This window comes from Metabacillus sediminilitoris, assembly GCF_009720625.1.
Classification (GTDB): Bacteria; Bacillota; Bacilli; order Bacillales; family Bacillaceae; genus Metabacillus; species Metabacillus sediminilitoris.
Map to the genome: position 1 here is coordinate 4128330 of NZ_CP046266.1, position 25573 is coordinate 4153902.

General features: G+C 35.7%; 24 protein-coding genes. 2 read left to right on the forward strand and 22 right to left on the reverse strand.

Annotation, left to right across the window (positions count from 1 at the left end; all coding sequences use genetic code 11):
- Positions 1–115: 115 nt before the first annotated feature.
- The 19 genes from yqfC to gpr all read right to left on the reverse strand — a co-directional run bounded on the left by yqfC (position 116) and on the right by gpr (position 20082).
- Positions 116–403 carry a sporulation protein YqfC gene (yqfC, locus tag GMB29_RS19890; protein WP_136353292.1) on the reverse strand — a complete coding sequence of 96 codons (288 nt, stop codon included), beginning with the start codon at positions 401–403 and terminating at the stop codon, positions 116–118.
- 70 nt (positions 404–473) lie between these two features.
- On the reverse strand, positions 474–941 hold the full coding sequence (locus GMB29_RS19895) for a YqfB family membrane protein (protein WP_136353294.1): 468 nt from the start codon (positions 939–941) through the stop codon (positions 474–476).
- 106 nt (positions 942–1047) lie between these two features.
- Entirely contained in the window at positions 1048–2040 is a 993-nt protein-coding gene (gene floA, locus GMB29_RS19900) for a flotillin-like protein FloA (RefSeq protein WP_136353296.1), read from the reverse strand.
- A 70-nt stretch (positions 2041–2110) separates the two neighbouring features.
- The gene (locus tag GMB29_RS19905; RefSeq protein ID WP_136353298.1) at positions 2111–3436 is read right to left on the reverse strand and encodes an NfeD family protein; all 1326 of its coding nucleotides are present in this window, start codon (positions 3434–3436) and stop codon (positions 2111–2113) included.
- 366 nt (positions 3437–3802) lie between these two features.
- Positions 3803–4249: a GatB/YqeY domain-containing protein gene (locus GMB29_RS19910; RefSeq protein ID WP_136353300.1), complete on the reverse strand. Its 447-nt coding sequence runs from the start codon at positions 4247–4249 to the stop codon at positions 3803–3805.
- Positions 4250–4263: 14 nt separating this feature from the next.
- Positions 4264–4437 carry a 30S ribosomal protein S21 gene (gene rpsU, locus GMB29_RS19915; protein WP_015595024.1) on the reverse strand — a complete coding sequence of 58 codons (174 nt, stop codon included), beginning with the start codon at positions 4435–4437 and terminating at the stop codon, positions 4264–4266.
- A 228-nt stretch (positions 4438–4665) separates the two neighbouring features.
- Entirely contained in the window at positions 4666–5334 is a 669-nt protein-coding gene (gene deoC / locus GMB29_RS19920; RefSeq protein ID WP_168733829.1) for a deoxyribose-phosphate aldolase, read from the reverse strand.
- Between the two features lie 330 nt (positions 5335–5664).
- Positions 5665–7026: a tRNA (N(6)-L-threonylcarbamoyladenosine(37)-C(2))-methylthiotransferase MtaB gene (gene mtaB / locus GMB29_RS19925; RefSeq protein ID WP_136353304.1), complete on the reverse strand. Its 1362-nt coding sequence runs from the start codon at positions 7024–7026 to the stop codon at positions 5665–5667.
- A 6-nt stretch (positions 7027–7032) separates the two neighbouring features.
- Positions 7033–7788: a 16S rRNA (uracil(1498)-N(3))-methyltransferase gene (locus GMB29_RS19930; RefSeq protein ID WP_136353306.1), complete on the reverse strand. Its 756-nt coding sequence runs from the start codon at positions 7786–7788 to the stop codon at positions 7033–7035.
- 114 nt (positions 7789–7902) lie between these two features.
- Entirely contained in the window at positions 7903–8841 is a 939-nt protein-coding gene (gene prmA / locus GMB29_RS19935; RefSeq protein ID WP_136353308.1) for a 50S ribosomal protein L11 methyltransferase, read from the reverse strand.
- A gap of 48 nt (positions 8842–8889) precedes the next feature.
- Entirely contained in the window at positions 8890–10011 is a 1122-nt protein-coding gene (gene dnaJ, locus GMB29_RS19940) for a molecular chaperone DnaJ (RefSeq protein WP_136353310.1), read from the reverse strand.
- A 179-nt stretch (positions 10012–10190) separates the two neighbouring features.
- A complete protein-coding gene (gene dnaK / locus GMB29_RS19945; RefSeq protein ID WP_136353311.1) occupies positions 10191–12023 on the reverse strand; it encodes a molecular chaperone DnaK in 1833 nt (610 codons plus the stop codon).
- 33 nt (positions 12024–12056) lie between these two features.
- Positions 12057–12641 carry a nucleotide exchange factor GrpE gene (grpE, locus tag GMB29_RS19950; protein ID WP_136353312.1) on the reverse strand — a complete coding sequence of 195 codons (585 nt, stop codon included), beginning with the start codon at positions 12639–12641 and terminating at the stop codon, positions 12057–12059.
- Between the two features lie 117 nt (positions 12642–12758).
- Entirely contained in the window at positions 12759–13790 is a 1032-nt protein-coding gene (hrcA, locus tag GMB29_RS19955; RefSeq protein WP_136353313.1) for a heat-inducible transcriptional repressor HrcA, read from the reverse strand.
- Between the two features lie 219 nt (positions 13791–14009).
- The gene (hemW, locus tag GMB29_RS19960; protein ID WP_136353389.1) at positions 14010–15152 is read right to left on the reverse strand and encodes a radical SAM family heme chaperone HemW; all 1143 of its coding nucleotides are present in this window, start codon (positions 15150–15152) and stop codon (positions 14010–14012) included.
- Positions 15153–15260: 108 nt separating this feature from the next.
- A complete protein-coding gene (gene lepA, locus GMB29_RS19965) occupies positions 15261–17084 on the reverse strand; it encodes a translation elongation factor 4 (protein ID WP_136353314.1) in 1824 nt (607 codons plus the stop codon).
- A 209-nt stretch (positions 17085–17293) separates the two neighbouring features.
- A complete protein-coding gene (locus GMB29_RS19970; protein WP_136353315.1) occupies positions 17294–17641 on the reverse strand; it encodes a YqxA family protein in 348 nt (115 codons plus the stop codon).
- 21 nt (positions 17642–17662) lie between these two features.
- Complete coding sequence (gene spoIIP, locus GMB29_RS19975) at positions 17663–18862, reverse strand: stage II sporulation protein P (RefSeq protein WP_136353317.1); 1200 nt, start codon at positions 18860–18862, stop codon at positions 17663–17665.
- Positions 18863–18963: 101 nt separating this feature from the next.
- Positions 18964–20082 carry a GPR endopeptidase gene (gene gpr, locus GMB29_RS19980; RefSeq protein WP_136353319.1) on the reverse strand — a complete coding sequence of 373 codons (1119 nt, stop codon included), beginning with the start codon at positions 20080–20082 and terminating at the stop codon, positions 18964–18966.
- Positions 20083–20398: 316 nt separating this feature from the next.
- Between gpr and rpsT the strand changes: the two genes are divergently transcribed.
- The gene (rpsT, locus tag GMB29_RS19985; RefSeq protein WP_136353321.1) at positions 20399–20665 is read left to right on the forward strand and encodes a 30S ribosomal protein S20; all 267 of its coding nucleotides are present in this window, start codon (positions 20399–20401) and stop codon (positions 20663–20665) included.
- 31 nt (positions 20666–20696) lie between these two features.
- Here the strand turns inward: rpsT and holA are convergent, their stop codons facing one another.
- Positions 20697–21716, reverse strand: a complete 1020-nt coding sequence (gene holA / locus GMB29_RS19990; RefSeq protein ID WP_136353323.1) for a DNA polymerase III subunit delta — start codon at positions 21714–21716, stop codon at positions 20697–20699.
- 391 nt (positions 21717–22107) lie between these two features.
- Here holA and GMB29_RS19995 point away from each other — a divergent pair, with 391 nt between their 5' ends.
- Positions 22108–22242: a YqzM family protein gene (locus tag GMB29_RS19995; RefSeq protein ID WP_136353325.1), complete on the forward strand. Its 135-nt coding sequence runs from the start codon at positions 22108–22110 to the stop codon at positions 22240–22242.
- A gap of 117 nt (positions 22243–22359) precedes the next feature.
- On the opposite strand, the gene GMB29_RS20000 is transcribed toward GMB29_RS19995, so the two are convergent.
- Both GMB29_RS20000 and GMB29_RS20005 read right to left on the reverse strand, forming a co-directional pair.
- The gene (locus GMB29_RS20000) at positions 22360–24678 is read right to left on the reverse strand and encodes a DNA internalization-related competence protein ComEC/Rec2 (protein ID WP_136353327.1); all 2319 of its coding nucleotides are present in this window, start codon (positions 24676–24678) and stop codon (positions 22360–22362) included.
- A gap of 317 nt (positions 24679–24995) precedes the next feature.
- Positions 24996–25547, reverse strand: coding sequence for a ComE operon protein 2 (locus tag GMB29_RS20005; protein ID WP_136353329.1), 552 nt, complete (start codon positions 25545–25547; stop codon positions 24996–24998).
- Between the last annotated feature and the right edge of the window lie 26 nt (positions 25548–25573).

Here is a 25573-nt window from a genome sequence, read left to right on the forward strand (position 1 = left end):
CTGCATTTTTTAGTAGTAACAATGTGAATTCATGCTTTCTTTTTTGTTTTTAGAAGCGTGCCTGCTGTGATATTTTTTATATTATAAGTACACAGCAGACTCATCCTTAGAACATTTATGTTGCATCTAGATAGAGAACTTGATTTATTTTCCCTTCTAGGAGGATTTCTTCCGGTAAAATCGTCTTAATGACAAAGGCTTCACCTTTAACTAAAAGCTGACCTTGCTTCAAAAGAAGCCGTAGCTCAGTATCAGTAAATGTAAGAAGTCCTCGATGATTTTCTATGTAAATATGAAGCTGACCAACCATTGTTATCCTAGGAAGATCCATCATGACATCGGGCGGTAGTTCAATTGTATTTGTGATCCATCTGGTTAGATTCTGACGCCATTTTTTTGCCATAAAAAAAGACCCCCTTTCATCTCATATGTATGAGAGAAAATGGAGTCTTATAACACGATTATTCGAGAAGTTATGAATGTCTTCTTTTTCTAGTATAATGGGGGTTCTTTGATCGTGGAGCACCTAAGATCTCACTCCAAACAACACCTTGGACTGCTTTTTGTCGATCTATGAGTAAATGATTTTGATTAGCATTACGGTTTACCTTAGGAAAATCATCAATTTGATTCTTTTTCGGTTGCATTTTAACAACTGTAACGTCATCAATTTGCTCCTCTGCCCTAGCTTTTATATTTTCATATGCATGCTGAACAGTATGAATAGTAGATTCAACTTCTTTTCGAGTTTTGTCGTCTACTCTGTTTTTTGCATGTTTAGGGTTGACGCGCGGGGTAGGAACTGGCCGAGAACGGCTTTCTTTGTGATTAGGCTGATTATTAGGCGTTTCTTCCTTATTTTTAGATGTAAACAGCCTTGAAAAGAGCCAAGCTAGAACTCCCCATACAAGAGGATTTGTTAGTATTTCTGTAATATCCATAGTCGCTCCCTCCTTTAAAATGAAGGAAATGGCTTGAAGCTTTAGCAAGTGTTATAAAAGTTGCTTAGCCTCAACCCGAAGCCTTAAGAAAAGACTTGTCGATCATTTAAATTTTATCAGGATCATTTTGATCTTTATTCGTCTTACCTATTGAATCTCTCATATCAGTATCTGCACCTATGTTTTGAATATTCATATAGTCCATTACACCAATGTTTCCAGATCGCAATGCTTCAGCCATAGCTTGAGGCACCTCCGCTTCAGCTTCTACTACCTTAGCTTTCATCTCTTGAACGCGAGCAAGCATTTCTTGTTCTTGTGCGACAGCCATTGCTCTTCGTTCCTCAGCTTTCGCCTGTGCGATTTTCTTATCTGCTTCCGCTTGTTCTGTTTGAAGTTCTGCACCGATGTTTTTACCGATATCAACGTCCGCAATATCTATCGAAAGAATTTCAAAAGCAGTTCCTGAATCTAATCCTTTACCTAATACAGTCTGGGAAATCATATCAGGATTTTCTAATACTTTTTTATGATCCTTTTGTGAACCAATCGTACTTACAATACCTTCACCAACACGGGCAATAATCGTATCTTCTCCTGCACCACCAACTAATCGATCTATGTTCGCCCGAACTGTAATTCTTGCTTTTGCTTTTACCTCAATACCATCCATCGCTACACCAGAAATAAACGGTGTTTCAATTACCTTAGGATTAACACTCATTTGTACAGCTTCTAGAACGTCACGTCCAGCTAGATCAATCGCTGCTGCACGCTCAAAAGTTAACTCAATATTTGCTCGCTCTGCTGCAATTAATGCATTTACTACACGGTCAACATTACCGCCAGCTAAATAATGACTTTCTAATTGATTTGTTGTAATTCCAAGTCCTGCTTTATGCGCTTTGATTAATGGATTAACGACCCTGTTCGGAATAACGCGACGTAATCTCATTCCAATTAGTGTAAAAATACTAATCTTGACCCCAGCCGCTAGAGCAGATATCCACAATGCAATAGGAACAAAAGTGAAAAAGACACCTAAAACGATAAACCCTAGGATAACAAGCCCGATTAATAATATGACAGATACTTCCATTGTTTTCCTCCCTGAATAAAATGATTTCTTTTATGTTCAACAATACATGATTACAAAGCAAACATTCTTTCTAATCATGTGATTTTAATTCTCTAACAACTATTCTTGCTCCTTCTACTTTAACAACCTTTACCTTTTGTCCTTTATTAATAAATCCGCCTTCAGTCACAACATCTATGCGTTCTTCTGCAATCACTGCTGTTCCAGAAGGTCTTAATGTCGTCAAAGCAGTCCCTTCAAGTCCTAATAATTCAGTTCTTGATTTATTAGAAACATAACCACTTTCGGTATTTGTTGAGTCACGCAATATTAGTTTTTTAAATAGATTCATACGTTTTCCAAACACCTTTACTAATAGGATAGATGCTACCATAGCACCAATAAATGCAATGATTAATGAAATCGACATATGCACAAAATCCCCAGAAGCAATATATAGACTAGTTATTATACTGGCTAGACCCAATATTCCTATTATGCCTCCTGGTACAAATAACTCCGCTATAATTAAGATGATTCCTAAAACGAATAATATAATTGATTCCATCCCTGCTAATCCGGCTACGAGATGACCGTAGAAAAATAAGAAAAGGGAAGTTAACCCCATAAAACCTGCTACACCGAAACCAGGTGAATATAGTTCCACAACCAAACCAATACTTCCTATTGAAAGAAGAATTGGAACTACAACTGGATGTGTAATAAATCTAGCTATTTTCTCTGCAAAACTTTCCTCAGCTTCTATAATTGATGCACCTGTTAAATTTAATTTCCTTAATAAATCAGTTCGATTCTCGACAATGCCTTCAGAGTAGCCAACTTCTAATGCTTGTTTTGATTCAAGAGTTAATAGCTTACCCTTACCTGCACCATATTCTGGTATATCTACATTCTTATCAGCCATAGCTAATGCATATTTTGGATCACGGCCATTCCGTTCAGCTGATTCTTTCATTTCAGATAACCATAACGATTGGGATTTATCATCTGCAGCATTTCCTTCTCCAGTTATGATCGCTGCAGATCCCATTTGACTTCCTGGTACCATATAAATTTGATCAGCATTTAGTGCAATATATGCTCCCGCTGAAATAGCTCTTCGATTTATAAATGCAGTAATAGGGACATCACTTGATCTGAGTGTATCAGCTATTTCCATCGCACCATCTACAGCACCGCCTAAAGTATCAATTTCGAGAATGATATGGTCGACCTGTTGTGAATTGGCATCTGAAATAGTTCGCTTAATATATTGGGACAAGCCTTTCTCAACTGTTTCTTCGAGAGGTATTATGTATACTTTTTCATCTGAATCTGCTTTTAATTCGAGACTAAACCCATTAAAAATGGCCAAAATAAAGGCTGCGGCTATCATAAACTGAAAAAGCTTTTTCATTAGTTTGAACCTCCTTTCTGTATCGTTCTATTACTAATACGTTACAGACCTTCATTTGGTTTCATCTAATTTTCTATGGAAATAAAAACTTAAATATAAAATAAAGGCTGTTTTCGCAAACTTTATTGCTCTTTACAAAGTAATGCGTTGTAGTTGATTGCAGCGAGAGATGCTCGCTGTTTAGCGGTGCGAGCGGTGAGCCTCCTCGGCGTAAACGCCTGCATGAGTCCACCTGTCCCGCTGCTCTAAGCAGGAGTCTCGCAATCTGCTCCAATCAACCTTCATTACTTTTCGTTTTAAAAGCCGCAATCTCTTAGAAAAGAGCCAAAATAAAAGACACCTTGAATGATCAAGGTGTCTTATTATTTATGATAGCAGTTTTAGCACAAGCTTATTTACAAGACTTCCGTCTGCTTTTCCTTTTACTTTGGGCATGAGTGCTCCCATTACTTTCCCCATATCCGCTTTTGAAGTAGCATTCACTTCTGAAATGGTTTGTTTAACGATTTCAGAAACTTCTTCTTCGGAAAGCTGTTTAGGCATATAATCGATTAATACATCGATTTCCGCTTGTGTTTTTTCTACTAAGTCCAAACGATCAGCTTTATGAAATTCCTGGAGGGAGTCTTTACGTTGTTTTAATTCGCGAGAAAGAACTGTCAAGTCTTCTTCTTCAGTTAACTCATTTTTGCCAAGTTTAATTGCTTCGTTTTGCAAAGCAGCCTTGACCATTCGAATGACAACTAACTTGTCTTTTTCTTTGTTTTTCATCGCTTGTTTCATATCTTGATTCAATTGATCAAGAAGACTCATACGTACACCCTCTTTTAGAATTTACGCTTTCTAGCTGCTTCAGACTTTTTCTTACGCTTTACGCTAGGCTTTTCATAGAATTCGCGCTTTCTAGCTTCTTGTATTGTACCACTTTTAGATACAGTACGTTTGAAACGACGAAGAGCATCTTCAAGCGACTCGTTTTTACGAACGACCGTTTTTGACATTCTCTTTCCCTCCCTCCGAATACAACCAATCGACATCTTTAAATAAAACATGTATAAAAACTAAACATGTACTTTGCAATTATAATATAACGTTTTATTTAGGTCAACTCATATAGTAAAAAGTTCGATGTTTATTAAGTTATCCGAATTATTCGTTTATATTATGTTAGGAACTTAAAGATGTTTATTCATTTGCTACAAAATTTTAAAAATGTTTTTTTGACTATATCAATAGTCTGAATTTGCTTTCTCACCCTTAACAATTGAAACCCCTGAACTTGCACCAATTCTAGTCGCACCAGCATTAATCATCGCTTGGGCACCTTCTGTGTCACGAACGCCTCCAGATGCTTTAACACCAATTTCCGGTCCTACTGTTTTTCTCATAAGTGCAATATCTTCTACAGTTGCTCCACCAGTTGAAAATCCTGTAGACGTTTTAACGAAATCAGCACCAGCTTTTACTGCAAGCTCACATGCTCTCACTTTTTCTTCTTCTGTTAAAAGACTAGTTTCAATGATCACTTTTGATAATGCTTTTCCTTTTGCTGCATCACAAACAGCTTTAATATCTCTTTCTACAAGCTCATCGTTTTTATCTTTAAGTGCACCAATGTTTATTACCATATCTACCTCAGTAGCACCCTTTTCAATTGCATCTTTTGTTTCGAATGCTTTGGTTTCTGGTGTATTAGCGCCTAAAGGGAATCCAATAACTGTACAAACCTTTACATCTGTTCCTTTTAATAGCTTCGCTGCAGTTTCAACCCATGTTGGATTAACACATACAGATGCAAACTTATATTCACTCGCTTCTTTACAAAGCGTTACAATTGTATCCTTTGTTGTATCAGCTTTTAGTGCTGTATGATCAATCATTTCTGCTATATTAGTCATTATGTAAAAACTCCTTCCGTATAGTCGTCCGACATCTTACATCTTATCATTTTTAATAATAAAAAACGAGTACAAAATTAATTTGCACCGTTTAATCGTTTTTTAACCTAATACATTTTTAAACAAAATAAAGGGATCGGCAAATTTATATGCCGATCCCTTTATTTTGTTCTTAGACTGTTTTTGCAAACTTTGTTGCTATTTAACAAATAATGCGGTGTGGTTGATTGCAGCGAGAAGATGCTCCCGCAGGAGTCTCGCAATCTGCTCCAATCAACTTTAAAAAGTTTTGGTTTTAAAAGCAACAATCTCTTAAAAAAGAGCCTTAGCTTAAGAAGATAAACGGATATTTTCCTCAACTAGTACATTCTCATCCATAACTTTTACAAATTGCCCTTCATTATATGGATATCCTGCCTTCGTGATTTTAACTTTTACAAGTTTACCAACCATTTCTTCATTCGCTGGAAAAACTACCTTTAAATAATTGTCTGTATATCCGACATATAAATCTGAATTTGATTCATCCTTAAATGGCTCTTCAGGTATTACTTCAAGAACATCATTTTCGAATTTAGATGCATATTCTTTTGCCAACTGATCTGACAACTCAATGAGACGGTGAACTCGGTTATTTTTAATTTCTTCATCAACTTGGTCATCCATTCTCGCAGCAGGTGTACCGGTTCGTTTTGAATATGGAAAAACATGAAGCTCAGAGAATTGATGTTCTTTAATAAAATTATATGTTTCCATAAATTCTTCTTCTGTTTCACCAGGGAATCCAACGATGACGTCAGAAGTGATTGCTAAGCCAGGTAAAGCTTCTTTCAAGCGTACTAAACGTTCCGCAAAATATGCCATTGTATATTTTCTGCGCATACGTTTTAAGACAGTATCTGAACCTGACTGAATCGGAATGTGTAAGTGACGAACAACTTTTGTAGAGTTTTTAAGCACGTCAATTACTTCATCAGATATTTGACTTGCTTCAATAGAAGATATTCGGATGCGCTTTAACCCAACTACTTGCTCTTCTAGATCACGTAAAAGCATCGCTAAATTATAATCTTTTAAATCTTCACCATATCCGCCTGTATGAATACCTGTTAAGACAATCTCTTTGTAACCTGCATTAACAAGCTGTTGCGCTTGTGCAACAACTTCTTTTGGATCACGAGAACGCATTAACCCGCGTGCCCAAGGAATAATACAAAAGGTGCAAAAGTTATTACAACCTTCTTGTATTTTCAAGGAAGCTCTAGTACGGTCTGTAAATGAAGGAACATCTAGTTCTTCATATACTCGTGTTTTCATAATATTTCTTACACCATTAATCGGTTGTCTTTCGTTTTTATATTGCTCAATATATTCGAGCATTTTTGTACGATCCTGGGTACCTACTACAATGTCTACTCCAGGTATAGCCATAATTTCTGCTGGAGAAGTTTGTGCATAACACCCTGTTACACAAATGACACCATCAGGATTTTTCCTGATTGCACGACGAATCACTTGACGGCTTTTTTTATCTCCAGTATTTGTTACTGTACATGTATTAATAACATAAACATCTGCCATTTGCTCGTATTCTGTACGGTCATAGCCAGCATCTTTAAAAAGCTGCCAAATGGCTTCTGTTTCATAATGATTTACTTTACATCCTAATGTATGAAATGCAACTGTAGGCATTTATCATCACCTCGATAATTCGAAATAATAGGAAACAGCTGATAATAAATATAAAGGAGCTGTTTCTGTTCTTAATATTCTTGGACCAAAGCTGCATATTAAAAATCCTTGTTCTTCAAGCTTTGACACTTCGCCTTCAGTTAATCCGCCTTCTGGACCAAAAATCGCAAGTAAAGACTGACCTTCTTTTAGAGTGTTAAGTGCTATTGCAAGGTTACTTTTTTCACCTTGTTTTGCTGATTCTTCATATGCAACAATTTTCACATCGTAGTCTTTAGCTTGTTTGAGCAATTCTTCAAACTGGCATGGTTCTAGTACAGTTGGAATTTTATTTCGATACGATTGTTCAGATGCTTCCTTTGCAATCTTTTGCCAACGTTCGAGCTTTTTTCCAACCTTTTTTTGTTCCAATTTTACAATTGAACGGGCAGCATTAAAAGGGATAAATGAAGAAGCACCTAATTCGGTGCCTTTTTGAATGATCCATTCAAGCTTATCCCCTTTAGGCAACCCGCTCGCGATCGATATATTTACAGGAAGTTCATGGTTTACCGTCATCCATTCTAATATAAAACAATCCACTAGGTCATTGGTAATTTCAGCAATTTCACAAAGTGCTTCAAAGCCATCCTTCGTACAACATACAACCTTGCTGCCAGGCTGCATACGAAGCACTCGGGAAATATGGTGTACATCCTCACCTGTTATCTTGATATTCGATTTAATATTTGCCTTTTCTTCATCAATAAAATACCGTTGCAAAGCAGCCACCTCATCCAGGGCCTGTCCCCTTTTACTTCTAAATATCAATTTCACTAGTGTATAGACAATTACCTGAAGGATACAACTAGGTTATCGTTTGAGTCTGACCCTCAACTATTTCTTCCTAGCGATAAATGCAACCCAATCTTCCATAACCATCGTTTCTTCGATTACAAATCCAGCATCAAGCAGTGCATCCTTTACTTCTTGCTTTTTATTTTGAATAATACCAGAAGTAATAAATGTACCATTCTCCTTTAAGACTTCATAAGCCTTATCTATAAAACGAACGATGATTTCAGCTAATATGTTTGAAACAATTACATCTACTGGTCCTTCTATACCATCAAGTAAGTTATTTTGCTTAACCGTGACAACGTGGTGTACTTTATTTAACTTACAGTTTAATCTGGCACTATCAACAGCTACCTGATCCAAATCAAGTGCCTGAATCTGATTTGCACCGAGTAAACCTGCTGCTATACTTAAAACCCCTGATCCTGTTCCAACATCTATAACCGTGTCGCCTTTTTGAACAGTACGTTCTAAAGCCTGAATACATAATACAGTAGTCGGATGTGTACCAGTTCCAAATGCCATGCCAGGATCAAGCTCGATAATTAATTCATCAGAATGTACGGGCTCATAAATTTCCCATGTTGGAACGATGGTGAATTTTTCTGATATTTTCACAGGATGATAATATTTTTTCCAAGCTGTGGCCCATTCTTCTTCATTAACCTCACTGATTGTAATATGATTTTTACCTAAATCAATATCATATGTCAAAAGATTATTTATTGCTGATTTAATGGCGTCAACAGTTTCACCAAGGAAACTGTTGACGGGTAAATAAGCCTTTACGACTACACCCTCTTCAGGATAGTCGGATGGATTTAGTTGGTAGATCTCACCTAATGCTGTACTTCGTTCCTTTATTAAATCAGCAATATCTTCAATAACTACACCGCTCGCTCCTGCTTCGTGTAAAATATTTGAAATGGGTTCAACAGCTTCTTGTGTTGTGTGTATACTTAATTCAGACCACTTCATATCTACCAACTCCAATCCTTTAAGACAATCATTTATTATTAATTTGTATTAATCACCTTTAAAAGCTCTTTTCACTTTATCAAAAAAGCTTTCTTCATGTTCATCAAGTTTTGTTCCGCTAATCTCAGCAAATTCACGCAGTAATTCTTTTTGTTTTTCAGATAAATTTGTTGGAGTTAATACACGTAAAATGACATATTGATCACCTTGTCCATACCCTCTAACATTTGGAATACCTTTACCTGTTAAGCGGAATTTCTTACCTGTCTGTGTTCCAGACGGCACCTTTAGTTTTACTTTACCATGTAAAGTAGGAACCTCAATTTCGTCACCTAATGCTGCTTGTGCGAATGTTAATGGCATTTCACAATAAACATCGTCGCCATCTCTTTCAAAAAATTCATGTTCTCGAACGTGGAAGACAACGTATAAATCTCCGGCTGGTCCGCCATTAACTCCTGGTTCACCTTGACCTGCAACACGTAATTGCTGGCCATCATCAACACCGGCAGGAATTTTAACTTGAATTTTTTTGCGTTTTTTTACTTTTCCGGTTCCACGACATGTTCCACATTTGTGCTTAATCATCTTACCGGTACCTTCACAGTGATTACAAACACGACGATTAACGATGCGTCCAAAAGGAGTATTTTGTTCTACATTTAATTGGCCGCTACCACCACAATGTGTACATGTTTCAGGATTCGTTCCTTTTTGCGCACCGGAACCATTACATGTTTCACAAGTTTCTTCTTTAGGAATTTCGATTGTTGTATCTTTCCCAAAAACAGCTTCTTCAAAATTCAGTGTCATTGTATATTGTAAATCAGCACCTTGTCTTGGCGCATTAGGATCTCGTCTTCTAGTACCACCGCCAAAGATCGAGCTAAAAATGTCCTCAAAGCCAAATCCATCTCCGCCGAAACCTGCACCGCCGCCAAAACCTTGATTAGGATCAGTATGACCAAATTGATCATAGTGTGCTTTCTTTTGATCATCACTTAATGTTTCATAGGCCTCTTTAATTTCCTTGAATTTATCGGCTGCATCAGCTTCTTTATTAATATCAGGATGGTATTGCTTTGAAAGCTTACGATAAGCTTTTTTTATCTCATCTTTACTCGCGTTCTTACCTAACCCGAGAACTTCATAGTAATCACGCTTGCTCATAATTTCTCACTCCCGATTTTCTCACATAAGGTAAATTGTATCACTCAAAATAGATGAAAAGCAACTACTTGTTATTTTCGTTTTTCGTCTCAAATAAAATATCGTCCTACAAAATAAACCTATACCTTAAAAAAAGTCAAAGTCAAGACAAGCCTGACTTTGACCTTTTTCATTAATGATTATTTTTTATCGTCTTCATTTACTTCTTCAAATTCTGCGTCAACTACGTCGTCAGCTTTGCCGCCTGCAGTATCTCCACCTTGCTGTGCTTGAGCTTGTTTAGCAGCTTCTTCATAAAGTTTTACAGAAAGCTCTTGAACGATGTTTTGAAGCTCATCTTTTTTCGCTTTGATTTCTGTTAAGTCATTTTTCTCAATCGCAGCTTTTAAAGCGTCTTTTGCTTCGTTCGCTTTTGTTACTTCAGCTTCATCAACTTTACCTTCAAGATCTTTTAATGTTTTTTCAGTTGTAAACACTAATTGATCTGCTTCATTGCGAAGCTCAACTTCTTCTTTACGTTGTTTATCAGCATCTGCATTCTCTTCTGCTTCTTTTACCATGCGTTCGATCTCATCGTCTGATAAACCAGTTGAAGATTTAATTGTAATTGTTTGTTCTTTGTTTGTGCCTAAGTCTTTAGCACGAACATTCACAATACCATTTTTATCAATATCAAATGATACTTCAATTTGTGGCACTCCGCGTGGTGCTGGTGGAATATCAGTTAATTGGAAGCGACCTAAGGTTTTGTTGTCACCAGCCATTGGACGTTCACCTTGAAGAACGTGAATATCTACTGCTGTTTGGCTGTCAGCTGCAGTTGAAAATACTTGTGATTTACTAGTTGGGATCGTTGTATTACGATCGATTAGCTTAGTAAATACTCCACCCATTGTTTCGATACCTAATGAAAGAGGTGTAACATCAAGTAATACAACGTCTTTTACATCACCAGTGATTACTCCACCTTGAATGGATGCACCAAGTGCAACTACTTCATCTGGATTTACACCTTTATGCGGCTCTTTTCCTAATGCTTTTTTGATTGCTTCTTGAACAGCAGGAATACGAGTTGATCCGCCAACAAGGATAACTTTATCGATTTCGCTAGCTGTTAGACCTGCATCACTTAATGATTGACGAACAGGTCCCATCGTTCTTTCAACTAAATCTGAAGATAATTCATCAAATTTTGCACGTGTTAAGTTTATCTCTAAGTGAAGAGGACCAGCTTCTCCAGCAGTGATAAATGGTAAAGAAATTTGCGTTGAAGTCACACCAGAAAGGTCTTTTTTCGCTTTTTCAGCAGCATCCTTCAAACGTTGTAACGCCATTTTATCTTTTGCAAGATCAATACCGTTCTCTTTTTTGAATTCTGCAACTAAATAATCAATGATTACTTGGTCAAAGTCATCTCCACCTAAGCGATTGTCACCTGCTGTAGAACGTACTTCAAACACGCCATCTCCAAGTTCAAGAACAGATACGTCAAATGTTCCGCCACCTAAGTCATAAACAAGGATTGTTTGATCTTCATCTGTTTTATCTAATCCATATGCTAGTGCTGCAGCTGTTGGTTCATTGATGATACGCTCAACTTCTAATCCGGCAATTTTCCCAGCATCTTTAGTTGCTTGACGCTCTGCATCGTTGAAATAAGCTGGAACTGTGATGACTGCTTTCGTTACAGGCTCACCTAAATATTCTTCTGCATAAGATTTTAAGTGCTGAAGGATAATTGCTGAAAGCTCTTGAGGAGTATAGTTTTTACCTTCAACGTCTACTTTATAGTCAGTACCCATATGACGTTTGATTGAAATAATTGTATTCGGGTTAGTGATAGCTTGACGTTTTGCAACCTCACCAACTTGACGCTCACCATTTTTGAAAGCAATAACAGAAGGTGTTGTACGATTTCCTTCTGGATTTGGGATCACTTTTGGTTCTCCGCCTTCTAAAACTGCGACACATGAGTTTGTTGTACCTAAGTCGATACCGATAATTTTACTCATTATATAGAACCTCCTAATATGTAAGTATAGATTTTATTGGTTTACCTTTACCATTGCAGGTCGAATTACTCGATCCTTTAGTTTATAACCCTTTTGAAGCTCCTCAACTACTGTATTAGATTCGAAATTTTCATCCTCTACTTGCATGACTGCTTGATGTAAATGAGGATCAAACTGTTCTCCAACAGAATTAATCGCTTCTACACCTTCATTTTGCAGTGCTTGAACGAGCTGGTTATAAACCATGTTCATACCTTGCAGCAACGATTTTGTTTGATCGTTATCTGCTTCTATTTGTAATGCTCTTTCAAAGTTATCAAGAGCAGGTATAATTTCAGATACTAAGCTTTGCGCACGATATTTTTGTGCAGCCTCTTGATCTAAGCGGCTACGTCTTCTAAAGTTATCGAAGTCAGCTTGAGCACGAAGCATTTTGTTTTCAGTTTCATCAAGTTTGGCTTGTAGTTCAGCAATTTTCTGCTCAGCCTCATTATCAACTTGAGGTGCCTCTTCAATGATTACCTCTTCAGCATCGACAACCTCAGCAGCTTCAGAATTTTCATTTTGCTGTTCAATTACTGTTTCTTCTTGTTCTGCAACGTTTTTATCATTTGACACACTTTTCACCTCCTTAAAGGAATCCTTTCATCAAAAAAATGGCATCATTTTTCATTCGAACATAAGAATCGGATGGAATGTATGTTTCCATTCCACCCTTATACAATATAACCAAGCTTAAGATCCATGATACAAATCAGTAAGCGTTCTGGATAAATCATGTGTCATACGTGATAATAAACTAATAACACGTGAATACTCCATTCGTGTAGGGCCTAATACAGCAATTGTTCCTAACTGTTTACTACCTAATGAATAGGTAGCTGTAATCAAACTGCAATTTTCCATTGCAATATTATCATTTTCTTTCCCAATCTTAATTGTGATACCTGCATGATTGGTTTGCAATAAACTATACAATTCTTTTTCTTGCTCAATCATCTTAAGCAGCGATCGAATTCTGTCAATATCTGTAAACTCCGGTTGACTTAGCATATTTGTTTTGCCGCCAAAATATATTTTTTCACTCGTATTGAGTGTTAATGTACCAGCCATGATTTTAACTAGTGTCTCATAATTTTGGATGTGATCCTTTAATACGGTTACTACTTCTTTGTAAATTTTATCATGGAGTTCAATTAACGGCACACCAGCCAACCTATCATTTAATATATTCACCATTTTTTCAATGTCACTTGGATCCAGCGCTCCTGGAAAAGTTATTGTCCGATTTTCAACATGCCCAGTATTCGTTACAATAATAGCAACTGCTGTTTCATGGTTAATAGGTACAATTTGAATTTTCTTCAAGCGATTTTCATTTACTTTTGGACCAAGCACGATTGACGTATAATTTGTTAAGTCCGACAAGATTTGCGCAGATTTTTGAACAACTTTTTCTAATTCAAAAATCCTTTCGGCATAAATTGATTTTATTTGGCTAACTTCAGATTTCGTTAACCGTTGTGGCGATAACATATGATCTACATAATAACGATAGCCTTTTTCAGAAGGTACACGTCCCGAAGAACTATGAGTTTTCTCGATAAAACCTAGATCCTCTAAATCCGCCATATCATTCCTAATTGTAGCAGAACTAAAGTTAATTTTTTCTTTTTTTGCTAACGTTCTCGAGCCTACAGGTTGGGCTGAATGAATAAAATCATCAATAATTACTTGTAGAATCAACAATTGGCGATCTGTAAGCAACTATCATCACCTCTGTTAGCACTCTAAGATCTTGAGTGCTAAATATATATAAAAAGTTATCAAAACCGAAATAAAATGTCAATTGTAAAGTTTTACTTCCATATATGGAATAAGAGACTGCCTCCAATAAGATGTCATTAAACACTTTTTGAGTCAGCCTCTAATTGTTCCTACATATTATTTAGAGCTAAATAAACTCGACTATGTTAACTCTATCCATTAATCAATATCTATAAACTCCTGGAATACTTCATTACCTAGAAGCTTCCCTTTATGTGTCAGTTTTATCACTTCTGCTTCATTTACGATCAATCCAAGATTAACGAGTTTCACTATTTCCTTTTGAAAAACATCTATCATTTTGACTTGGAATTTGTGATAGAATGCTTCTTTACTAACACCGGCTATTTTCCTAAGACCAAGGAACATTTCTTCTTCCATTTGTTCTTTTTTACTTACCGATATTTTACTATTGAAAGCATCTCCAGATTGTTGAATATTTGTTATATATTTTTTTATAGGGCCAATATTTGAAGTTCTTACCCCATTTACATATCCGTGTGCCCCAGCACCAAAACCAAAATAATAATCATTATTCCAATAAGTAAGATTATGCTTGCTTTCAAAACCCGGAATGGCATAATTACTTATTTCATATTGTTTATACCCTTGTTTATCCATTAGTTCCATTGTGAGTTCATACATTTGTGCTTCAAGTTCTTGTGGTGGAAGTGATAATCTTCCCTTTTGCATCAAATTATAAAACACTGTTTTAGGCTCAACAATTAATGAATAAGCGGAAAAGTGTTTAACGTTGAGTGTGAAAGCTGTTTTTAATGATTCCTGAAAATCCTCAACAGTTTGTCCAGGTAATCCGTACATAAGATCTATGCTTAAATTCTCAAACCCTACTTGCTCTGCTAGCTGAATGGTTCGAAATACATCATCCTTTCGATGAACTCTTCCTATACGTTGAAGAAGATCATCATTAAAGCTTTGAACTCCAATGCTTAGTCGATTTACACCTGCATTTTTTAAGACAGTCAACTTCTCTAAGGTAAGTTCACCTGGATTTGCTTCAACTGCAAATTCAACTAGTTCATTTGTTGGTTCCAGTTCTAGATTAATTCCTTCGAGTAAACGATCTAGTTGACTTGCTGATAAAGCTGTAGGTGTACCTCCACCAATAAATATTGTTTGGAGCGGCTTTCCTTTCAGGTATTGTCCTGAAACATGGTGCATTTCTTTTATAAGCATTTCTATATATTCATCAACTGGCTGATGCTTAAAAAAGACTTTATTAAAATCACAATAATGACATATATGATGGCAAAAAGGGATATGGATATATGCTGATTGAATCATACTTTTACACCTTCTAATTAAGAAGCCGCAGTCATCGCTGCGGCTTCTTGTTTCATTTATAATTATGCAAAGCTCAGTAATATTTTGTATAGTGGAAACTTCAGGTTAATTATCATCCATTCGTAACACAGCCATGAAGGCTTCTTGTGGCACTTCTACAGAACCAACCATTTTCATTCGCTTTTTACCTTCTTTTTGTTTCTCTAATAATTTCCGCTTACGAGAAATATCTCCGCCATAACATTTAGCAAGGACATTTTTACGCATAGCTTTAATTGTTGACCTAGCTACAATTTTTTGACCAATCGCAGCTTGAATTGGGACTTCAAATTGTTGACGTGGAATAAGCTCTTTTAACTTTTCAACAATAACCTTGCCTCGGTCATATGCAGAATCCCGATGGACAATAAATGACAATGCATCGATTTTTTCAGCGTTTAGTAAAATATCCATTTTAACGAGGTTAGATTGTTTGTAACCAATTAATTCATAATCGAAGGAAGCATAACCTTTCGTATTTGATTTTAATTGATCAAAGAAATCATAAACAATTTCTGATAATGGAATTTCATAGTTGATGTTTACACGAATTTCGTCCAAATATTGCATATCAAGGAAAATACCACGTTTTTTCTGGCAAAGCTCCATAACAGCCCCAACATAATCATTTGGTACCATAATCGCCGCTTTAACATATGGCTCCTCAACATGGTCAATTTTTTGTGGATCAGGCATATTTGATGGGTTATCAACTTTTAAACTTTCACCATCTGTTAAATGAACATCATAAATTACACTTGGTGCGGTTGTGATTAAATCAATTTTAAATTCACGCTCGATACGTTCCTGAATGATTTCCATGTGTAATAAGCCTAAGAATCCACAACGGAAGCCAAAACCTAATGCTTGAGATGTCTCCGGCTCAAATTGCAGAGACGAATCATTAAGCTCAAGTTTTTCTAACGCTTCACGTAAATCATTGTACTTGGCAGTATCAATTGGATAAAGCCCACAGAAAACCATTGGGTTTAGTTTTCGATAACCTGGAAGTGCTTCTGTAGCTCCATTTTTAGCGTCTGTAATTGTATCACCAACACGAGTATCTCCAACGTTTTTAATAGCTGCAGTTAAAAATCCAACATCACCTACGTTTAATTCTTTCAGTTGAACAGGCTTTGGATTGAACACACCAACCTCTGTCACTTCAAACTCTTTTCCTGTTGCCATCATTTTAATTTTTTGACCGACCTTTACCGAACCTTCAACAACACGTATATAGGCAACAACACCGCGGTAAGCATCATATAAGGAGTCAAAGATAAGTGCTTTTAATGGTCCTTCAGGATCACCTTCTGGTGCTGGGACTTTTTCAACGACCTGCTCAAGAATATCTTCAATACCAATTCCTGCTTTCGCAGATGCTAATACGGCCTCAGATGCATCTAAACCAATAACATCTTCAATTTCGCCTCGAACTCGCTCAGGATCTGCACTAGGTAAATCGATTTTATTGATAACAGGTAATATTTCTAAATCATTGTCAAGGGCCAGATACACATTTGCTAATGTTTGCGCTTCTATACCTTGAGCTGCATCAACAACAAGAACGGCCCCTTCACATGCAGCAAGACTACGTGAGACTTCATAGGTAAAGTCAACATGCCCAGGAGTATCGATTAAATGAAAGATGTAATCTTCGCCATCTTTTGCTCTATATTTTAATTGAACGGCATTTAATTTAATGGTAATGCCACGTTCTCTTTCTAAATCCATTGAATCTAATAACTGATCTTTCATTTCCCGTTGCGTTAACGCAGATGTTTTTTCTAGGATACGATCTGCGAGGGTAGATTTGCCGTGATCAATATGGGCTATAATCGAGAAATTCCGAATTCTCGACTGCCTATTTAACTTTTCATCTCTATTCATCTTATGTCTTCACTCCTACATAACTTACAAATACACTATTTCTCATTATAACAATTGAGATTTCAACATTCAATATAAGAAAAGTGGAAGTGCCTTGTTTAGTACCGACCGGCAGAAAACAAATCAAAAAAACTGGCAGAATATGTCTCGATCCTTCTCTCTTTACATCTCTAAAGAAAAGATCTAGATTCTGCCAGTGTAATAATTATCTAAAATATGACATTAACCCATCTTGCAACCGTATTTAAAAGTTCGGAAACTCCGCTGCTTATAATGGATGCAAATTGCTTACCGATTTGGGAGAAGAAGTTAAATGCTTCAATTTGTTCAAGTTGTTCTTGCTTTTTTTGTAGATCCTGACTAGTTACTTTATTTCCTAAAATAGAAGCTTCTACATTTCCAGTATGTTCTTTTTCAACCTGAAAAGCACTTTGAAGATCTGGATCATTATAGCCTTTCATTTTTATCATTCCTTGGTTTGCCTGTTGCATACCAATCAGAATTCCAAAAAGAAGGATTGCACATAGAACAAAGCACTTGAACATAAATTTTACCATCTTACTTCCCTCACAATGTATTTACTGTTGTTCACTTGCAGGAGTACCATCGACTTTTTCAGCATCCCAATAATATTCGCTGAATACATCTGCTACCGCTGCAACTGTATTTTTTAATTCATCTAGATTATTGTCCACTCCACCAAACTCAACAAGCAAAGCATTATTTGATAAATCCTGATTGTAAACTCCGTTATATCCTTTACCACCTTGTTCAAAAATCCCTCGACTTAAACCAGGATATTTTTTTTCTAACAGGGTATGAAGGTCCTTTGCAAACTTTTCATTTTTGTCAGCAGTTGGATTGTCTCCACCTATAATAAATGCCAACTTGGCATATGATTTATTATTAATTTTAATTGTTGTTACATCTTTTCTTTGAGAATCCCTATGGATATCAATGATGTAATCCAAATTACGATTGCTAGCCATTGCGCTTTCAACGAGCGGGCGTGAGGCTGTATATGATTTTGCATAATTCCAGCCCTTTTGTTTTAAATTTGCTTGGATATCAGTCGTTTCGATTTGGTTTCCAATTCCCTGTTCTTGGAGAGCTTTTCCGAGCAACTCGCTTACAACGGTAATATTTGCTTTCGAATGGATAGCATTATTTGGATCACTTTCACCATTTAATAAAGGTAAATATGATTCAGTATTATGTGTATTATAAATGTAAACTACTTTTTTATCTCCAGTTGTTAATGTTGGAGGTGCTTTAGGTTCTTCACCACTTTGATTAATAACCTCATTTTTATCAATTGATGCTTCTCTTTCTTGCTCTAACACTTCAGTTGGCGGTGGTGATTCATATGGCATATTCGTATAGTTTGTCCCGCTTCCTGCCACAACAATTTCACTATCATACAAGGAAAAGCCAGGTAGCTCTCGCCCTAATAGACTGCGAGGATCATCAGGATTTATGCTTGTTGCAACCTTGAACATAATTGTAGATAGTTTAATTGGTTCAGTTTGTTCTGGTAAGGCAGAAATAAAAAATCGATTTTCTGCTCCTAATAATTGCAAAAATGCCTCACTATCAATATTTTTAGTTAAATTATTTATCGAAGAGGATGATAAGCGATATTCTGTCTTTAGTGATGTTAAGATCCCCGAAAGTAAAAATGTCATTAATAGAACAATGAAGCTAATAATGATTCCTTTTTTAATGCTTGTCCCATTTAATGTTACGACCATATTACGATTAATACGTGAACGCTTCATTTAGCATTTACCCTCCTTATGCTTGTCTACTAATTAGTATGATGAAGCATAAGGAAGTAGAACCTATTGGTCGAGGAAAGGAAGCAGAACCCACTTTATATTTAGTGAGTGTAGCCCCCTGCATTATTCTGATTCACCTGTTGGTGAAGCGCAGTATTTAATCCGCTTGCCAGCACATTTGCCATATCATCAATAAAGGTATCAACCTCTTTTGGAGTCACCATCAAATTATGACCAAGCGGAGACAATACTTCATGAATGAGCTTGCGTTTCTCTTCATCTTCTAGACCGCCTATAATGCCTAAAAATTGTTGACGATGCTCATCATTTGGCATATCTTCATCTGTAAGAACCCGGCGTTCTCCAAAGCTCATGCCTGCTGGTGTTAACGATCTTGATGGTCGATCCCCTTCGCTCATTTCGCGACCAAAGTGCTTTAAAATATAATCGATCGTATCACTTGTTATCGAAACAGCATCTACCACTGTCGGTATCCCAATTGCAATGACAGGTATCCCAAATGTTTCCTCACTTAAAGCTTTTCTTTTATTACCAACACCAGAACCGGGATGAATGCCTGTATCCGATATTTGAATGGTTGTATTCACACGTTCAAGTGAACGTGCTGCTAATGCATCGATTGCAATCACAAAATCTGGCTTTGATTGTTCAATCACACCAGAAATAATGTCACTTGTTTCAATTCCAGTTAACCCCATCACACCTGGAGCAATCGCACTTACCGGACGAAAACCTTCTTCAACATTTTCCGGTTGTAATTTGAACAGATGCCTTGTAATTAATAGATTTTCAACAGCAAGCGGCCCTAAAGCATCTGGTGTAACATTCCAATTTCCTAAGCCAACAACTAAACAACTTGCATCTTTTGGAATATTTTTATCTGATAAAAACTGATTAAATTGTTTGGCAAAAACTTCAATAACCTTTTCTTGAAGTTCTGTATCCTTTTGTCTGATCCCTTGGACCTCTAATGTTAAATATCGCCCTGGCTTCTTTCCAACAATTTTAGAGCCTTCATCTTTTATTTCTAAAAAGGAGAGTTTAATCCCTTCCTCTTCCCACTCTTTCATAATGACACCAGCAATATGACTTGTATCAGTATGATCCTTTGTTGTTGTTTGTTCTAACGCCATCGCTCTTGCTTCAACAGCAAGGTCTGTTCGAACTGAATAATTACTTAAATCTAAAGAAGCTCCCATAAAAATACCTCCCTAATAGTTCCTAGACTTATGTTTGCCATTTATACTTGGAAACATTCTCTATAATTCTTTTAAAAAGGCAGGTTTACACAATTTGATTTTTAAAATATAATCACAGGCATCCATAAAAGCTCAACGTACATACATTTTTAGATCGATTAAATAAATAATTTCCTATTTTTACACACTTTCAATGGATTTCCCTTTACATTAGTATTGCAATTTAGGTAGCCGTTTGATAGAATATCTTTTGTTCATGTAAAGGAAATGGTCGAGTAAAATAGATTCTCGATTTACTTCTTAGGAGGTGAAAGATATGCCAAATATTAAATCTGCAATCAAACGCGTAAAAACTAGCAATGAGCGTAATGCACATAATGCAACAATTAAATCTGCAATGCGTACTGCTATTAAAAAAGTAGATGCTCTAGTTTTAAAAAATGATGCTGAAAATGCAAAAGCTGCACTTGTTGAAGCTAACAAACGTATTGATAAAGCTGCACAAAGCGGTTTAGTTCATAAAAACGCTGCTGCTCGTTACAAATCACGTTTAGCTAAAAGTGTTAATGGATTATCTGCATAATAAAGAAACGATCCAAATTGGATCGTTTTTTTTATTTTTCGAACAACTTTAGTAGAAACAATTCTAATAAAAGCTGTTTATCCTTTTTTCCGGTTTTCATTTGATAATCCGCCTCTGCAAGCTCCATTAATATATGTGCTAATTCCTCAGATTTAAACAATCTTGCTTGTTGTAATGCCAATTTCACTCTAAAAGGATGTACCTTTACAGTTGTCGCAATTTGCTGTTGACCATATCCTTTGTTTGAGAGTTCTTTCACATGTAAAATTAATCTAAATTGATTAACCAATAATGACAAAATTTTAATTGGTTCTTCATTGTTTTTTAATAAATCATAGAGTATCTGTAACGCTTCTTTACTCCTTTTATGAATGACATTATCAATCAGTTCAAAGATATTTTGTTCTAATGATCTAGCAACAAGTAATCTTACGATATCAGGTGTGATAGAACCACCCTCACCAACATATGTACTAAGTTTTTTGATTTCTTGATAAATAACCATTAAATCTCCAGCTGTTAATACCAATAACTCATCCATTGCTTCCTTTGACAAATAGACAGCTTCTTGTTCAGCTAAATCTGTTATCCATTTCATTGTTTCTTGATCTGACAATGCGTTTATTTCAATAACGACAGACTGTTTTTTTATAAGCTTTGTAATTTTCTTCCGTTCATCTAATTTTTCATATGGAGCAAGAATAACTAAGATTGTATATGGTGCCGGCGAATTCATATATTGCTCAAGCTTATCAATGCGATGATCAATTTTTTCTTTCTTCTTCTCACTTGTTAAAAAACTTGGATTTTTTATAATGACGACCCGCTTTTCTCCCATAAACGGAAGGGTTTCAGCATCTTCAATCGCTGTTTCAATTGGTGTTTCTTCCATATCATATATCGATAGATTAAAATCCTTTTCTTCCTCCAATAAAGCTGCATCCATAATTAATTGGACTGTTTCTTGAAGAAGAAAGGTTTCTTTTCCAAGAAGTAGGTACGTTGATTGTAATTTCTTTTTTTTAATATCTTTCCATACATCAAAAATCATGGTTTTTCGTTCTCCAATCATTCAATTCACTAACATTAATCGTAAAATGAATAGAACTGTTTGGCAAGTGCGAAATAATAAAGACACTATATAAAAGCCTCAACTACAACAAATATTGGGTAAATTGACTATGTAAAAAAGGAAATGGAATGAAACGTAGTTGCATTCCATTCCCTTTTATCTATGTGAACGTTTCGTTTCAGGGCCTAGGTTACCTGATTCGAAACGATACCACGATTTGATGTTTAGTTTAGCCAAGGTTAGAAAGATTATTTGATGTCAATTCTAACAATGTTGGGAAAAAGATCCTTGGTTGCTAACGACAAATCATCATATTGTAGATTTTTTTACTTTTTTAGCTTATACTAAGTATGAAATAGGAGGGGTAACAGTGAACGAATTTGAAAAAAATGTCCAAAGCAAACGTAACGATGCTATTGATTCTGGGGTTGGATTTATTGCTTCTTTTGGATTTTTCGCGACCATTTTTATTATCGCAACTGTTATTCAATTAATTGGTTCATAATTAATTGATATTTCTGTATTACATAAGGATTGGACTGCTAAAAATGCAGTCTTTTTTTGTTCCCAGTTCCAATGTCTTTATCTTTTGATTATATTTTATAAAGCGATTTCCTATTTCTTATTCTGATACTTCATCGTATGGAGGATGGATAGAAAACGTTCCTGATTTTCCTTTAAATTGATATAAAAGTCCACCATGTAAATCAGTTCGAAATACGGTTATTTTTTCGTTTCCTAATCTTTCTAAAACTTCGGTATGTGGATGTTGATAGCGGTTATTATATCCTGCAGAAATCAAGGCAATCTCAGGTCTGACTTTATCAAGAAGTTGTTCTGATGTAGATCCTTTACTCCCATGATGGCCAACCTTTAATACATCGACTTTTAAGGATGGATATAATTGAACGAACCTCTTTTCACTTTCTATTTCTGCATCTCCCGTAAATAACCATTTTAAACCGCCTAATTCAGCCCAAATAACTAATGAATCGGCATTTTTACTATCTGTTAGAACATGTGGTGAAAGTACGTAAAATGAGAAATCTTGAAAATTTATGATATCACCAGCCATTACTGATTTTATTTTCAACATTTTCTCATTCGCTGACTGAATGATATTTTGTTCTAACTCACCTCTTACAAAACCATTAGGGAGAATTAATTCTTTAATTCTAATCTCATCTATTATTGGTAAAGCCTCACCGATATGATCCATATCACCATGAGTTAAAATGAGTGCATCCAGTTTTGTTACACCAATTGATTTTAAATACGGCAATGTCACATCCTTTGTAATTGAGAAAGGATTTCTCGTTTCCTCCCATTCCTCTTTCGGAAAAGATATCCTCCCTCCGGTATCAATTAAATAATTTCCTTTATTAAATGGTCTCTTTATAAAAATAGAGTCACCTTGTCCGACATCAATGATCATCACCTGACCATTTGGATTAATATATGGTAATGTGATTTGAGTGATTAATACAATCGTTAAATAAACAGTTGGCCGAAAAGGCAATATTAGTTTTTGATGCTGCTCTAATTGGAGAAATAAATAATAAATAGTGATAATTAAAGCAATAAGGATAATGTAAGAAGGTTTACCTGTTGTTAAGGTTGTAAAGGGAATGGATGAGGCATAAAGGACGATTTGATGAGTTATTTGTAGAAACTCATCAAACATTTGAATAATGTGAGTGCCGATTGAAGGTAAAACAGCCATTGTAACTGTAGATAAAATAGATATAGGCAGAATGATAAAGGAATAAAGTGGTACAAATAACATATTCATTGGTAAGCTAATAAGAGATACCTCGTAAAAATGAAATAACAACAATGGCAATGCGCAGAGTTGGGCAATGAAAGAAACAACAGTTAACTTCATAAGCCTGCTCGAAAAATTTTCAACGATACCAAAAGAAAGGACTAAGCCATACGTTACAATAAAAGAAAGTTGAAAACCTATGTGGAATAAATAGTATGGATTTAAAAGCAGAAGACAGATAAATGTAAAGCTAATAACATCTAGTGTCGTATTTTTCCATTTACAAAGCTTCATAAAAAAATACACCATTACCATAAAGCAAGCTCTTATCACAGAGGGAGCCGCCCCCGTAAGTATCATATATAGTGGAAGCAAGAGTATTAAGATGATTTTAGTCTTCTCATGTGTCAGCCCGCTTAAAATAAATATGTAATAAATACCGCTCACTAATAATGCCACATGTGATCCAGAGATTGCTAATAAATGAACAATTCCAACCTCTTGATAAGCTTTTTCTACTTTAGGATCAAGCAAACTGATTTCACCATAAATTAGCGCTTGTACAATTCCTACTGATGAATGTGGAAAATGTTCTTCTATAAAAGATAAACCATGTTTTCTTATTTCTAACAGGCTTAAAAGCCAATTTGATTTTCCTGTTACACAATCCTTTATCACATCAACTTCATATTGCCAATGAATATGTTGGTCTTGGAGATATTGTTTATAATTGAAAGCATTTGGCATAGTTGGTGATTTGGGATGAATTAATTTCCCCTTGAATTGACAACTCATACCTGGATTAATCTTTTTTACAGCTTGTTTTTCCTTTATTGAATTTATCATATAGGAAAAAGTAACCCTTTCACCAGAAGGAGTTTTTATTTCCCCTTTATATTTATTACCATCAATAGCAGGAATTGATGAAAAAATACCGTTAACCGTTAATGGTCCTTCGTTTAAGGAAGTTTTATTATAAAACTCTGTTATTGTATAACAAGTAATAAAAATAAGGATGACAGCGAAACAAAATAAGAAGTGAAATGGTTCATTTTTGATTAGCAGGAAAATAAGAAAGGTGAGTGTAAGGAGAAGTAAAAGGGGATGAAAGTGAAACCGACAAAGCATAATCGAAAAACAAGCTGAAACAGCTAGTAAAAATAGCTTTCCTTTCAATTAAAAATACACCTCTTATCTTAAAAGATTGACCAAATAAAATTAACTCTTGATATAGCCCTTACATGCTTTTATGACGTATTAACAGGTTTTTTTCTCTTCACTTAGCTTTTCACTATACTACATGAAGCACAGAGGATCTAGATGATTCTCTGAGACTTACAAGACACTAACCAGAAGTTATCCCCTCACCCCACCAATATGCATCTCTTACTCTGTTTATTAGTAGGGTTTTACTGCCTATTAAGCGGGGATAATAGTTCTGAAAAGAGTAATGTGCCCGTCTTGAAAAAGCCGAGGATGTGGCAAAGTCTTTTTTACGAAAACAATCTATCAGCTTTTATATATAAAGCTTGTACTTCTTCTTCACTCATATTTGTTTCGGCAAGCTTTTTAATTAAACTTGACATAAATTCAAGCTTTTGTTTATCATCTTCAGTCCTTTCAAGCTCAACTTGCTGAATTTTGACATTAGCTTGTTTGAATAGGTCTACTGCATAGGGGTGATTTTTGTAATCAACAGCATAATAAACCGTTTTAATGCCACTCTGAATGAGTGCCTTACAGCATTGGAGACAAGGAAAATGTGTAACGTAAATTTCTGCCCCTTCTGTGGGTACGCCAAATTTCGCACATTGCAATAGTGCATTCATTTCAGCATGTATTGTCCTCACACAATGATTATCAATCACATAGCAGCCTTCATCAGAGCAGTGAACACCACCTGCAATTGAACCATTATAACCACCTGCAATCATTCGTTTTTCCCGAACAATCGTTGCACCAACTGCTAGTCTTGTACATGTGCTTCTTAAAGCTAGCAGATGACTTTGGGACATAAAATATTGATCCCATGAAATACGACTCATTAATAACTCCCCCACTCGACAATTTT

What these genes read in the sequence shown, in the direction of transcription:
- dnaK (WP_136353311.1), bottom strand. Translation starts at nt 12,023, where the DNA reads ATGAGTAAAATTATCGGTATCGACTTAGGTACAACAAACTCATGTGTC.
- spoIIP (WP_136353317.1), bottom strand. Translation starts at nt 18,862, where the DNA reads ATGAAGCGTTCACGTATTAATCGTAATATGGTCGTAACATTAAATGGG.
- rpsT (WP_136353321.1), top strand. Translation starts at nt 20,399, where the DNA reads ATGCCAAATATTAAATCTGCAATCAAACGCGTAAAAACTAGCAATGAG.
- floA (WP_136353296.1), bottom strand. Translation starts at nt 2,040, where the DNA reads ATGGAAGTATCTGTCATATTATTAATCGGGCTTGTTATCCTAGGGTTT.
- GMB29_RS19895 (WP_136353294.1), bottom strand. Translation starts at nt 941, where the DNA reads ATGGATATTACAGAAATACTAACAAATCCTCTTGTATGGGGAGTTCTA.
- mtaB (WP_136353304.1), bottom strand. Translation starts at nt 7,026, where the DNA reads ATGCCTACAGTTGCATTTCATACATTAGGATGTAAAGTAAATCATTAT.
- prmA (WP_136353308.1), bottom strand. Translation starts at nt 8,841, where the DNA reads ATGAAGTGGTCTGAATTAAGTATACACACAACACAAGAAGCTGTTGAA.
- holA (WP_136353323.1), bottom strand. Translation starts at nt 21,716, where the DNA reads ATGATTTTTGATGTATGGAAAGATATTAAAAAAAAGAAATTACAATCA.
- deoC (WP_168733829.1), bottom strand. Translation starts at nt 5,334, where the DNA reads ATGACTAATATAGCAGAAATGATTGATCATACAGCACTAAAAGCTGAT.
- GMB29_RS19910 (WP_136353300.1), bottom strand. Translation starts at nt 4,249, where the DNA reads ATGAGTCTTCTTGATCAATTGAATCAAGATATGAAACAAGCGATGAAA.
- dnaJ (WP_136353310.1), bottom strand. Translation starts at nt 10,011, where the DNA reads ATGAGCAAGCGTGATTACTATGAAGTTCTCGGGTTAGGTAAGAACGCG.
- GMB29_RS19970 (WP_136353315.1), bottom strand. Translation starts at nt 17,641, where the DNA reads ATGGTAAAATTTATGTTCAAGTGCTTTGTTCTATGTGCAATCCTTCTT.
- gpr (WP_136353319.1), bottom strand. Translation starts at nt 20,082, where the DNA reads ATGGGAGCTTCTTTAGATTTAAGTAATTATTCAGTTCGAACAGACCTT.
- GMB29_RS19905 (WP_136353298.1), bottom strand. Translation starts at nt 3,436, where the DNA reads ATGAAAAAGCTTTTTCAGTTTATGATAGCCGCAGCCTTTATTTTGGCC.
- yqfC (WP_136353292.1), bottom strand. Translation starts at nt 403, where the DNA reads ATGGCAAAAAAATGGCGTCAGAATCTAACCAGATGGATCACAAATACA.
- GMB29_RS20005 (WP_136353329.1), bottom strand. Translation starts at nt 25,547, where the DNA reads ATGAGTCGTATTTCATGGGATCAATATTTTATGTCCCAAAGTCATCTG.
- rpsU (WP_015595024.1), bottom strand. Translation starts at nt 4,437, where the DNA reads ATGTCAAAAACGGTCGTTCGTAAAAACGAGTCGCTTGAAGATGCTCTT.
- lepA (WP_136353314.1), bottom strand. Translation starts at nt 17,084, where the DNA reads ATGAATAGAGATGAAAAGTTAAATAGGCAGTCGAGAATTCGGAATTTC.